The sequence below is a fragment of the Peptostreptococcus faecalis genome (assembly GCF_900240845.1).
Taxonomy (GTDB): Bacteria; Bacillota; Clostridia; order Peptostreptococcales; family Peptostreptococcaceae; genus Peptostreptococcus; species Peptostreptococcus faecalis.
In genome coordinates this window covers 418,793-431,266 of sequence record NZ_OERU01000001.1, presented here as the reverse complement: position 1 = coordinate 431,266, position 12,474 = coordinate 418,793, and the positions used below count along the sequence as shown (strand labels likewise).

General features: G+C 24.2%; 13 protein-coding genes. 4 read left to right on the top strand and 9 right to left on the bottom strand.

Going from position 1 to position 12,474, the window contains the following annotated elements:
- Window positions 1–89: 89 nt before the first annotated feature.
- Both C0982_RS02070 and C0982_RS02065 read right to left on the bottom strand, forming a co-directional pair.
- A complete protein-coding gene (locus tag C0982_RS02070; RefSeq protein ID WP_101772582.1) occupies window positions 90–920 on the bottom strand; it encodes an AraC family transcriptional regulator in 831 nt (276 codons plus the stop codon).
- Window positions 921–1,108: 188 nt separating this feature from the next.
- Window positions 1,109–1,966 carry a tyrosine-type recombinase/integrase gene (locus C0982_RS02065; protein WP_101772581.1) on the bottom strand — a complete coding sequence of 286 codons (858 nt, stop codon included), beginning with the start codon at window positions 1,964–1,966 and terminating at the stop codon, window positions 1,109–1,111.
- A 627-nt stretch (window positions 1,967–2,593) separates the two neighbouring features.
- On the opposite strand from C0982_RS02065, the gene C0982_RS02060 reads away from it, so the two are divergent.
- The 3 genes from C0982_RS02060 (at window position 2,594) to C0982_RS02050 (ending at window position 6,049) form a co-directional block, all read left to right on the top strand.
- The gene (locus C0982_RS02060; RefSeq protein ID WP_101772580.1) at window positions 2,594–4,510 is read left to right on the top strand and encodes a DEAD/DEAH box helicase; all 1,917 of its coding nucleotides are present in this window, start codon (window positions 2,594–2,596) and stop codon (window positions 4,508–4,510) included.
- Window positions 4,511–4,583: 73 nt separating this feature from the next.
- Window positions 4,584–5,213 (top strand): hypothetical protein, encoded by a 630-nt coding sequence (locus tag C0982_RS02055; RefSeq protein WP_101772579.1) that lies wholly within the window; start codon window positions 4,584–4,586, stop codon window positions 5,211–5,213.
- Window positions 5,214–5,464: 251 nt separating this feature from the next.
- The gene (locus C0982_RS02050; RefSeq protein WP_242961467.1) at window positions 5,465–6,049 is read left to right on the top strand and encodes a recombinase family protein; all 585 of its coding nucleotides are present in this window, start codon (window positions 5,465–5,467) and stop codon (window positions 6,047–6,049) included.
- 827 nt (window positions 6,050–6,876) lie between these two features.
- Here C0982_RS02050 and C0982_RS02045 read toward each other — a convergent pair.
- Together C0982_RS02045 and C0982_RS02040 are read right to left on the bottom strand one after the other, a co-directional pair.
- Window positions 6,877–7,425, bottom strand: a complete 549-nt coding sequence (locus C0982_RS02045) for a hypothetical protein (RefSeq protein ID WP_101772578.1) — start codon at window positions 7,423–7,425, stop codon at window positions 6,877–6,879.
- Window positions 7,426–7,427: 2 nt separating this feature from the next.
- The gene (locus C0982_RS02040) at window positions 7,428–8,078 is read right to left on the bottom strand and encodes an ABC transporter ATP-binding protein (RefSeq protein WP_242961465.1); all 651 of its coding nucleotides are present in this window, start codon (window positions 8,076–8,078) and stop codon (window positions 7,428–7,430) included.
- Window positions 8,079–8,761: 683 nt separating this feature from the next.
- Between C0982_RS02040 and C0982_RS02030 the strand changes: the two genes are divergently transcribed.
- The gene (locus C0982_RS02030) at window positions 8,762–9,463 is read left to right on the top strand and encodes an IS6 family transposase (RefSeq protein ID WP_101772576.1); all 702 of its coding nucleotides are present in this window, start codon (window positions 8,762–8,764) and stop codon (window positions 9,461–9,463) included.
- Between the two features lie 212 nt (window positions 9,464–9,675).
- On the opposite strand, the gene C0982_RS10490 is transcribed toward C0982_RS02030, so the two are convergent.
- The 5 genes from C0982_RS10490 to C0982_RS02025 form a co-directional block, all read right to left on the bottom strand.
- On the bottom strand, window positions 9,676–9,828 hold the full coding sequence (locus C0982_RS10490; RefSeq protein WP_180946842.1) for a hypothetical protein: 153 nt from the start codon (window positions 9,826–9,828) through the stop codon (window positions 9,676–9,678).
- Window positions 9,829–9,957: 129 nt separating this feature from the next.
- Window positions 9,958–10,131: a hypothetical protein gene (locus tag C0982_RS10485; protein WP_180946841.1), complete on the bottom strand. Its 174-nt coding sequence runs from the start codon at window positions 10,129–10,131 to the stop codon at window positions 9,958–9,960.
- 120 nt (window positions 10,132–10,251) lie between these two features.
- The gene (locus C0982_RS10765; protein ID WP_278336026.1) at window positions 10,252–10,380 is read right to left on the bottom strand and encodes a hypothetical protein; all 129 of its coding nucleotides are present in this window, start codon (window positions 10,378–10,380) and stop codon (window positions 10,252–10,254) included.
- A gap of 584 nt (window positions 10,381–10,964) precedes the next feature.
- A complete protein-coding gene (locus tag C0982_RS10760; RefSeq protein WP_278336025.1) occupies window positions 10,965–11,093 on the bottom strand; it encodes a hypothetical protein in 129 nt (42 codons plus the stop codon).
- Between the two features lie 289 nt (window positions 11,094–11,382).
- Entirely contained in the window at window positions 11,383–12,270 is an 888-nt protein-coding gene (locus C0982_RS02025) for an ROK family protein (protein WP_101772575.1), read from the bottom strand.
- Window positions 12,271–12,474 lie beyond the last annotated feature (204 nt).

Below are 12,474 nucleotides of genomic sequence, written 5' to 3'. Positions count from 1 at the left end.
AGGTGGCCTCCCTTCCATTAAAAGTATTTTTAAATACTTTTAATTATAGAAAGAAAATCACCTTGTTAACTTCTGAATTCTTGCTTTTATTAAATTGGAATACATAAATCCATATCAACTCTGTGATTGTCTCTGTCAATATGATGGTAAATATTTAATCCATATCGTTTCCCCATTATATAACCACTTTTAGGTAACCAAATATTAAAAACACCTTGTAATGTTTCAAAAATATTTTTTATTTCTCCACTAAAATGATAAACAATCCATTTACCACCACTGATTTTCATTACATTATCTAAATCACAATTTTGGTCTATTGTCATACAAATATCGCAAATACATTGTGATGAATTGGTAATTGCTGGATCATTAAAAAAACGCTCTAATAAGATTGTTTTTTCATTAGTAAAAGATGAGTACTTATCTAAAAATTTATACCAATGCTTTTCGATATCCGAATAACTTCCAATGAAGCGTTCATATATTACAAAAAAGTCATCGAATTCTTGAACTTCTATGTGAGTTGCATATTCTTCTGCTGTTTTAAAATTAATAGTGAGTTCCGGCGTAAATGGAACAGGCATACTATAGGTTGGTATTGATTTTTTAAACTTAGTTGGAGAAATATCAAAATGATTTTTAAATACAGAGCTATAGTTTGAGGAGCTATATCCATAATCTAAACCAATGTCTGAAATTGCTCTAGTAGGATTTAATTTCATATCTATTGCACTTTGATCTATCCTACATCGTTTAATAAAAGAATATACACTTTCACCTGTTTCTTCTTTAAAGATGCGGCTAAAATAGTATTTAGATATATATAATTTTGAAGATATAATATCAAGCGATAGTTCTTCATCTAAATGTTGCATGATATAATCAATACTTTTATTGATTAATTGTTTTCTATCCATAAATCTAAATTCACCTACCTAAATATATATCTTATGATTGTGTATTCTCCATTTATATGGATTATAGTAATATTATATCTCAAAATTAGAGAATTTTAAAATTTGCAACACAACCATTATTCACTTCAAATGTATATTTTTTATTTTCTTTATTGTATTTCATATATAATTCCTCTCAAAAAATTGTATTAAAAACTATTTAGTATTGCTGTTTGTTTATTTTCCAAATCAACATCATCTTTTTTTACGTGATTTTCTATTGTGGTAATTGATTCTAATGCTAATTTACTAATCCCATATACATGATTTCCATTAGAAAGTACTTTAGATATAAATGTATTAGATAATATAGTTGGCGTACTTTTTTTTCCTATTATATTGAGCAATTTTTTTGATACATATTCGCTTATCGAATTTTCATCCATACTTAAAAAATCATTGTATTTATCTTCATTATTTAATGTAGAGCAATATTGACTTATAACTAATTGTAGTTCTGCTTTTAATGGTAAGTCTATCATTTTTTTATTTTTATAAATACTTAATTTATATACACCTTCATCAAACTTGAAATTATTATTTTTTAAATTTGAAATATACTTTCGGCTTAATCCTGTGAAAATAAATAGACCTAATAGTAATCTATCTTTTAAATCATTTTCTTTACTTATTATAAATTTTTTTAATTTCAAATAGTCATTATCATTTAAAGTTTCCTTAGGTTTTCTTATCGTTTTTGGTTTTTTTACTTGACTAATGATTTCACTAGTTATTCGCTTTTCGTAGGTATATTGAAAAAATCGCTTTAATGCATTATATACATTATCTTTTTGTGAATCACTACACTCCAATCTTTCTAAATACATATTTATATCATAATATGTTAATGTATTTAATGGTTTTGATTCATTTTCTTCTAAAGACATATACTCTTCAAAGAAACGTCTAATTCTACTTCTATAAAATTCACTACTAACTTTCTTAACACCAAAACTCTCTATTGCTGTTTCTATAATTTTTTCTGCTTCTGAAAAATATTTATACATAAGAATTCTCCCTCTATATTATTTTTTATTCTATAATATAATTCGTTTAATTTTTATAAAACACTGCTTTTATCTAATAAATCATTAACGTTTTTATCAATTATATAATAGTATATATGTCAATTTTCACTATACATATTAATTACGAGCTTGAAACAAGCTAATCTATGGTACTTTAGATAGTATGTTTTTTTACTTACACGAAAAATTGAAGTTGCATTTCAAAACCCTTTCAAAATTCTTTCAAAACCCTTATTAGTATCTTGATTATGGTTTGAGTTGGTTTTATGGTTTTGATCTTTTCTTTTTTTTACTCTCTAACTATATAATAATAACTCTCGTAAAACCTAACACAAAAAATAAATAAGTATATAATAGGATTATCACGTTAATTAAAAACGTGAGTGATAATCCAAAAAATTATATAGTTATTTGTTTTATTTTAAATATATATATATACTCCTCTTTATTTACTTAGTGTCATTTAATAATATATAGAACTATGATAAACTATTATTAGTCAATTAGTCCTTTTTCATAAACACTATATATATAGTATTTTCGCTAAAGTCCTAATTTTCTGAATTTTAATAGCAATTCAATGGATTTAGGAGGTAAATTGATACCATGAAAAAAGCGTTTATAAGCGATATTATTAATAATGCAATCATATCTAAAAAAGATGGAAGTGAAGAAAATATGTTCGATGCATGGAAGAATTCTGGCTTGAACTTACTAATTAGAGCTGATACTGGAGCAGATAAAACTTACTTCATAACTAATAGTTTGGCGAAGGATGAAAAAGTATTCTATATTTGCAATAGAAGTGTCCTTAAAAATCAGATAAAGAAAGATACATCTGACAAAAATATTATTGTAAAGACATATCAAGAAATAGCTAGTTCAATTAAAGAAAATAATGAGGATTATAATAGCGAAGATATATTAAAATTAACTGATGACATAAAACAAAGTAAATATCTTGTTCTTGATGAAGTTCACTATTTTACTTCTGATTACTCGTTTAACGAATATGTACATCTATCATTTTTTTACTTGTTTAACCATCTTAATAAAAAACAAAAAATTCTCTTATCAGCAACACCTGAAGTGTTTCTTAAATTGCATAGGGAAGGAGATAGTAAGTATGATCTTCGCATATATGAATGGAATCTTGATAAGAAACTTAAAAGAAATTATGATAATTATAATTTTTATGAATGTCAGTCATCTCAAGCAATCGCAGAAGTATTAATAGAAAAAATTATTAATAATGAAAAATCATTAGTTTTTGTTACATCTAAAGAGCAGTATATAAACATAAGAAAATATATATTTAATAGTATTGATAGTGAATTTGTTAATAAAGATATTATTGATATCATAAAGAAAAAAGGTGTAAGCTTAGATGAAATAAATAAAAAAATTGAGAATGAAAGTAATAGATTTAAACTAAAAGAGATTGAGAAAGAAAAAGAAAAAAGCATTTTTAAGTTTATTGATAGCTTATCTATTTTTATTGATAGAAAACAAATAGATAAATATTTTGCAATAAAAAAAGAAATTCGAGATTTATATAGTGAGGTTAAGGATTTAAATTATAAGTATAAATCTAATAACTTAGACTTTTTTGAATGGCAAGAGCTTATAAAAAAAGAAAAATCATTGGATAGATTTGAAAAAAAACACACTGAAAATAAAAATACTATAAATACCTATAATGAAATTATAGAAAATAGTAGATTTGACCAAGAAATCTTATTTTCAACAAAAATACTTGATAATGGTATAAATGTACGGCAATCTAATAAACCTAATGATATTCCTATAAAAAATATTTTTATTTTAGAAAACGATATTATAACATTAAGACAAGAAATAGGTAGAATAAGAATAGATGAAACAGAAAATGTTAATATATACATACTGAAAAAAACAGCTTTCAATTATGAGAATATTATTGAAAAGTTTCAAGAAATAGAGGAAACATATAAATCTTATGATAATAACACTGTAGAAAGACATACTAAAAAATTACACGAACCTTATTTTTATGTGGATGATAAGTATACCATTTTGCCAAATGAATATGTTAAAAATGTGTGTAAGGCAGAGCTAGAGTATCTTAAAGAACATCATGGTTATATTGAAAGTAAAGGTTCTCTAGCAAAACATATTTCTAATTATTTTTATGACAGAGATTTAATAGATAGTATTGGAAAAACAACTAAAATAGAACTTAATAAAGAAAATACTAAGAATATATTAAAAGATATTATTTTTAGTGAAAAAGAAAAAGCTGATATTATAAATCAACTTGAAAAATGGGCAAAAGACTATGAAGAAAAAGGTACAACTGTTTATGCAAAAGGTAAAAAATGTACTTTTCAAGGAACTTTTAAAAAAATGTTAAAACTAAACACTTTAACTTGTAAATATAGTAATGATAATATAAATTTTATTTTAGAGAATAATAATATTAAATACAATATCAAAAAAGATCCTAATGCAAGCTATCGAAGAGAAATTGTTACAAGAATATAGTGATATAAGTATACAAAGAACTGGTTATAATATAGCTTTTTTAAAAAAATAATAACTAAAGAAAGGATTCTATATGGATATAAAAAAACAATTAGAATTTAAAAAATACATATATGATTTATTAAAAGAAGATGAAACTTTAGTTGAATTTTCTGTTGCTGGAAATCAAAAATCTATATATGTAGGCATAACCAATAACCAAAGTGAATACATTTGTTTTAGAATAAGTGATCATAAAACAACTCAATATTATTCTAACAGAACATTTTATAGTGAAAAAAGTAAAAAACATATAAAAAATGAAATAAGAGATTATATTAATAAAACACAATGGTATAAATGTATATACGAGGATATGTATACTTTAAATTGCATTAAATATATGGAATATAGAAATTTAAATTTATTTTTAGATGTAAATAACCCATTATTCATAGGAACGAATAATGGACTCTTATTTTATCAAGAAGTAAAATATTCAGATGGAATAGTTGAAAAAAACAATGTTTCTAAATCAATGGAAAAAAGTTTAAGAAAGCTGTATTCAACTGGAATAATATCAGAACATAATGCTGATAATTCAATATATATTACAGCTGTGGGATATGCTATTTACGATTATTTTTTCAAAAACTTTATGAATGACTTAATTACTGACTTTGATCTAATTAATTGGAGATTTTTAGAAATAGAAAAAAGATAATTTCATACTTCTCAAAAAGTAAACTAAAGTATACTATATTTAACTTTTTAAGATATCGTTTTCTTGTGTGTAAATCAAGGTTGAATACAAGCTATATATACAACGGTTTTATCCGTTATATTACAATGTATATATCTGCTTTTTATTAAAATACTTTTACTTTCAGTAAATCAAACTCTATACTTCATTTTACTTTAATGGTATACTTGTTATATGGTTAAGACTAAATAAATTGTATAAGAGGTGATTACTTGAAAAGTCAGTTTATCGGTTATGCTAGAGTTTCTAGTATAGATCAAAACTTAGATAGGCAGATAGAAGCACTACAAGAAAAATATGATTTAGATAAAATATATACTGAAAAGGTATCTGGTAAGGATAAGAATAGGATAGAGCTAACGAATATGCTAAACTACGTTAGAGATGGCGATACAGTGGTTATATTGGACTTCAGTAGGCTTGCTAGAAGCTTAAAGGACTTATTAGATATAATAGATGTATTAAACTCTAAAAAGGTTAATTTAATTAGTATTAAAGAAAATATAGATACAAGTACTCATACTGGAAAATTAATGCTAACTATGATAGGTGCAATCAATGAATTTGAACGTGCAAATATAAAAGAACGTCAAGCAGAAGGAATTGCAATAGCTAAAGAAAAAGGTAAGTATAAAAAAGAAGGTCGACAAATAAAAGGCAACTTTATAGATTTATATAATCAATACATGAATAGAAAGATTACAAAAAAAGAATTTGCTAATTTATATGAAATATCAAGACCAACACTTGATAAACTAATTAAAAAGTATGAACAAGAACAAAACAAGGAGATGTAGCTACATCTCCTTTGCTTATACCAATATATAGGGGGGTACTTATCTTGATTCATTAATAATTTGAGTTAAAAATATTGGTAGGTTACTTCACGTATACAAGGCAGAAAATTTTTAGTGTAATAAGTTAAAAATAGGTACTAAACACATATAAAATTGAAACTTTTTACGTATTTTATATACTTAATTACAACCATTGAAAACACTAGTGTATGAGCCTCTATTTTTTGCGAGTATTACCCGTTAAAATGAATTTATAAAATTTCAACCAATTATTTTATACATAACATACAATTGAAATAAATTGGTGGAGTATGTCTTTTTTTTAACTTTGCATCACAATCTATTTATCTAGTATTGGGATTCCAATAGGTCTTATTTTAGGAATTAAAAATATACCTATAGGATTATTTATTGGATTCGCTTTTGTTACTATAATGAATATGCTATCGATTAAAAAAGATAAAAAGTAACATGGACGTAAAATAATTCACAGGATACATGCCGTACACATTAAAAACTATGAACTATTTAAATAAAAAGCAATGGAGTTTCAAATTGAAACTAACAACAAAAGAAAAAAGAAATTGAATGAACATAGGCTATAAATAAAAGTTAAAGATATGTGGAACAAGATGATGGAAAGTGCTTATAATCAAATATTGACTGGTAAATATTGACTGGTGCAGGAAATAAGAAAACTATTAAATCTTATATTGAGAATAATAATGTTGTTGAATTTTTTGATGAAGCTATGGGAGAACTTAATTTTGGAGAAGATTAAATAAAGAAAAGACTGAAAAGCACAGTAAATAGTATAATCAGTCTTTTTAAATATTGAATTCAAATATTAATCTTTTTTTAGTCGAATCATCATACAATTTATTTATATGGTTTTCGATATCATCAAATATATCTTTTTTATAATAAGGTGTCGGAGTTGAAATATAAAATTTTTCATTTCTATTATACCAGTTTGTATTATATGCAAAAATAATAGTCATTATTTTTTTTTCATTGTCATATTCAGTTGCTCCTAAACTCGCTTTCGTAGAATAATTACCACTAAATAATTGTAGCTCTTTATCTAGATTAATATCATTCGTACGAAATTTAATTTCTATGATTTTTTTATCATCAAGGGCTGCATCTCGAATTTTATCTAAACTTTCAGATATTTTTTTTATCTTATCTTTATCGTTTATTTCTTTGGAAGATATTAATTCATAGTAGTATTTACCATTTCGAACTTCTGTATATTTTCCCACTATTGAATCTTTACTATAAGTAGGCTTGTTTAAATTTACATGTATAACTCTTACTACGGAAAATGATAAAAGTATTATGATTATTATTTTTGTAATATATTTTTTTTTCATAGCTAATCCTCTACCTTTTCATTTATTTTACCATCTGATATTTTTATTGTTTTATATGAAATATCTTTTATTAAATCTTTGTTATGTGTAGCTATTATAATTGTCTTTCCTTTTTTAGAAAGATTTAACATGGTTTCTTTAAATATTTTTTCAGATTTTTCATCTATACCATTTGTAGGCTCATCCAATAACAATAAATTTTGATCTTCCATAATTGCTTGTATTATCGCTAATTTTTGTTTCATTCCTAAAGAATATTTTTTTACCTTTAAATCTTTTTTATCATAAAGCTCAAATAGTTTTAAATATTCATTTATTTTATCTTGATCTATATTCTTTTTTATATCAGCTAAATATTTTAGATTTTCATATCCCGTATAATTTTGAATCCAATTTGTATTTTCTATTATTATTCCTATTGTTTCTGGTAATTCTTTATTAAAAAACAACCTTTTTCTATTAATAAATATTTTTCCATCTATACTTATTAATCCTCCAAGAGCCCTTAGTAGCATAGTTTTTCCAGATCCATTAATTCCTACTAATCCATATATCTTTCCTTTTTTTAAAGTCAAACTTATATTATTAAGAACTTTTTTATTTTTTATAGTTTTTGAAACATTTTCCAACTCAATATATTTTTTTTCCATCATATAAGTTCCTTCCTTTTTACTAAAGTATATCTGTATTGTTGTATTTCATATATAAAAATACAGATATAACAATTATTAAAAAAACATTACTCAATATATTTTTAATGACTGTATTGAAATATATAAAACTATTATTATATATAATCCAATAATTTTTTAACATAAATATTGGTATTAAAAAAAAATTCATAACATATATATCTAACCCTTCTTTGATATAATACGATATATACATATTTATTAAATTTGAAGTAAATATAATAATAAATAAGCTTATTATTATAAGATAATTATATTTACTTATATAAATATAATTATTCAATTTTGAGAATAATAAAAATATAAAAAAATGCACTAATACATATATAATTGAAAATACAAGCGAAAAAAGCAATACTTTTATATAATTATTTAATATTATTTTTTTTCTAATATATACTTTTTCATCAATATTAAATAACATAGGTTTAATATAACTAGAGGAGATTATAATAGCCAAAATATAAAACAAATATATATGTATATTTCTCACAAATGTATACAGTACGTCATAATTATCTAATATTTCAATACTCATTAATTCTGAGTATATGTTGTTTTTTCGGTTGTGTTGCAAAGTTTAAATTATCCTAATTTTACGATATAATATTTGTATAATTCATATAAATGGAGGGTACGCAATCATGAAAAAATTATTTAAAGGAAAGCAATATGATTTTAGAATAATAATTGAAGCCTTAGGACTTTATTATCATTTTTCTTTAAGTTATCGTGATTGTGAGAAGATTATGCGTAAATTTAGCATTGGGGTTGATCATACTACAATTTATCGTTGGAATAAACAGTATGGAAAGACTTTATATCATTTATGGAAAAGAAAAAATCGACGTGGAGCATTATCTAAATCTTGGAGAATTGATGAAACCTATATAAAAGTCAAAGGGAAGTATTGCTACCTTTACAGAGCAATTGATTCCAATGGATTAACTCTAGATATGTGGCTAAGAAACCATAGAGATACTGTCTCTACAAAGGTTTTTATTAAACGAATTATTAGAGATTATGGGCAGCCTCGTTCTATTGTAACAGATAAATATGCCCCCTCAATTAAAGCTATAAATGAGTTGAAATCAGAAGGTTTCTTAGATGAATCAGTCAATCATTGGCAATCTAAATATCTTAATAATATTTTAGAACAGGATCACCGTAAGGTGAAATCTAAGCTCTCCTATAGTAATAGTTTTCAGTCAACTTATACTGCAGCGTCTACTATAAAAGGAATTGAAGTTGTATCTGCTATGTATAAAATTAGCCGAAGAGAAATTACTCTCTTCGGTTTTTCACCATGGGACGAAATTGAAAGATTATTTAAAACTGCTTGCTAGAAATTTAAGAAATTGGTGAAGTATGCTGTTTTTTCAAACTTTGCAACACAACCTGATTTTATACATAACAAAAAAACAAAATAGGTGAGTTCCAAATGACGTCTCATAAGTAACTCACCTATTTCTCCGAAAAACTATCCGATAAATTATCCAAAATTCCACCAATCTTTCGTAATTATTTTCAATATTTTTTGTATTGAATAGTATTTAAATTAAAGCATTATTCTTCTGTATAAAGAGCTTTTTTTCATGTTTATTTCACGTAGTAAATTTAATTCTCTAGAAGTAAATTCATTGTTTGTAGTGTTTCTGTTTTCAGAATCGATCTTCTTTCTGTTTATTGTCAATTGTCCATACATCATCATAGTAGTTACCTCCTGTTTATATTAGTGAATATCACTAATTTTTTATTAAATGATTATAATTGCTTTAAATAAAATGTGTTTCCTATAAATTAAGTATAATTCCGTTAAGTTCTAAAAAAAATTATTAAACTATCCTATCATCATTATTCTTCTATATAATGGGCTGTTTTTTAAGTTTTTTTCACGTATAAGTTTTAATTCATTGTCAGTGTAATCAAGATCTGCGGAAAAGCTCATATCTATATAAGAGTTATTACCTGACATTTTCTCTTCATTTACTGTCAATTGTCCATACATCATCATAATAGCTGCTCCTTTCTAATTAATAAAATATTAACAAATTTATCTAAAAGATGTTATTTGTAATTTTAGCGAATGTGATTTATCTTACTATATTATAAAAAATATATTGTAATACTTAACTTAATCAAAAAGCATTAAATTTCTATAAAAGGAATTTTTCTTCAAGTTATCTAATTGATTTTCTTCCACTAAATCATGTGTATCTGTATTTGTTGTATAAACTTCATTTTCATTTAAAACTTTTTTCATAATATGCACCCCCTGTTAGAAATTTACCTTTTGATTGTTATTTTTTTATCTCTTTCTTTAATATCATTATAACATCTTTAAAACAAAGGTCAATACCTTTTTGGTAAAATAATTATAAGGAGATTAACATAAAATTACTTAAATTAATATAATTAAATCATCTTAAAATTGACTTAGTTAAATTAATTAGATTGTTAAAAAAATACCTACAATTATATTTAATTAAGAAAAATATAAAAAATACATTTTCTTAATTAAAAGTGATGTGTAAATTTAATAAAATAAATATAAGTTGATTTTTTAGTTCTAAAATACATTTTATATGAATAAATCATAGATTTATAGTATTAATATTTAATTATGAAGTTAATCATGCAAGATTAAATAAATAATGCAGTAATACTTGTATTTAAATAAACAAAGTCTTTTTATGAAATAAAAAGGGAATCACAGTGATTTAGCTCAACTGTGATTCTTTTATGGACTTATGACCTTATTAAATTTTGAATATAATTGCAATATGGATTAAAAAATTATTCATTTAGAAATATAATTTTATTAATAATTAGTACTTTTCTTGAGAACTATCTAAAAAGCATTAATCTTCTATAGAAGATATTCTTTTCTAAGTTTTCCATTTTAATATCCTTTTCAATAGTAATGTCTTCCCCGTTTGATCTTTTGATGTTGTCCACTCTTAAATTCTTTTTCATTTCAATACCTCCGTCCTTGAATGTTATTTTTTTATCTTTCTTATAACACTTAAATAATAAAGGTCAACACCTTTTATGAAATATTTTATAAAGGGGATTGAGTGGAATATATAAATATTAATAAAGTAAAATCAAAAAAATATTTAGTTAAATTCCAAAAGCATAATTGTTAAAAATATATTTTTCGTTTAGAATAATTAAGCGAAATCATATAAAAACTTTTTAATAAAGAAAATAGAAAAAAGTAGCATTTATTTAACTCATATTAAATAAATGCTACTTAATTATATTAATGTTTATTAAGATAATTTCTAAGTGCACCGACGATGCCTGCGTTATTTTTTAGTTTAGCAAATTTTATTTCCGTGTTCTCATATATTAGGGGTTTAAGATATTTTTTTAGATTCTCATTTATTCTAGGGGAGAAGTAGTCATCTCTAGACATTATACCGCCGCCAAGAATAACAGTCCCAGGATTAAATATATAACAGAAAGTAGAAATACCAATTGATAATTTTTCAATCATATCATCTACAGCTTCTATATACATTTTGTTTCCGCTTTCTATACCTTCAAAAATTAATTTTCCGTTTAAAGAGCCGGATTCCATACCTAATTTTTTTTCTAGATTTGAAGTTAGAGCATAAGAGGATGCAACATCCTCAAAAACACCGCCTGGTATAGTTATTTTCCCGATTTCTCCAGCACACATTGAATGTCCAGTTATAATATTACCGTCATCTATAAGACAAGCACCTATTCCTGTTCCTATGGCAATCATACCAGTATATTTTGAATTACCGCCACTACCTAGCCATAGTTCACCAAGACCATCACAGTTTACGTCATTTTCAATCTCGCATAATAGGCCTGTTTCATTTTCTATAATTTGTTTTATATTCATACCTGTATAATTGGGAATTAGATGCTCATCTGCATGCATTATAATTCCGCTATTAGAATCAATCATTCCGTGTGAAGATATTGCTACGCCAGATAATTCGTATTCTTTAGAATGACTGTTTATTAGATTTAATAACTTTTCTATAATTCCTTTTCCACCATGGATTCTTGCTTCTGTTTCTACGTCGTTTTTTAGAAGAATATTTCCATTTTCTTCAAGAATTCCATATTTTATTCCGGTGCCACCTATATCAAAACAAATGTACTTTTTCATTACTACACCTTACCTTTTCATTGAATAATATTGAAAAGAGTTATTATATTATCACAATAACTGCGATTCACATTAAGTATAATGTAATTGAATATAAATTTCAATATTTTTAATAAAAAGCTTGTAAACTATAAATATATATGATATATTGAATTTGTAAAAAGAAAGAAACCGGTTGCATAAATATGCAAATGGATATTTCTT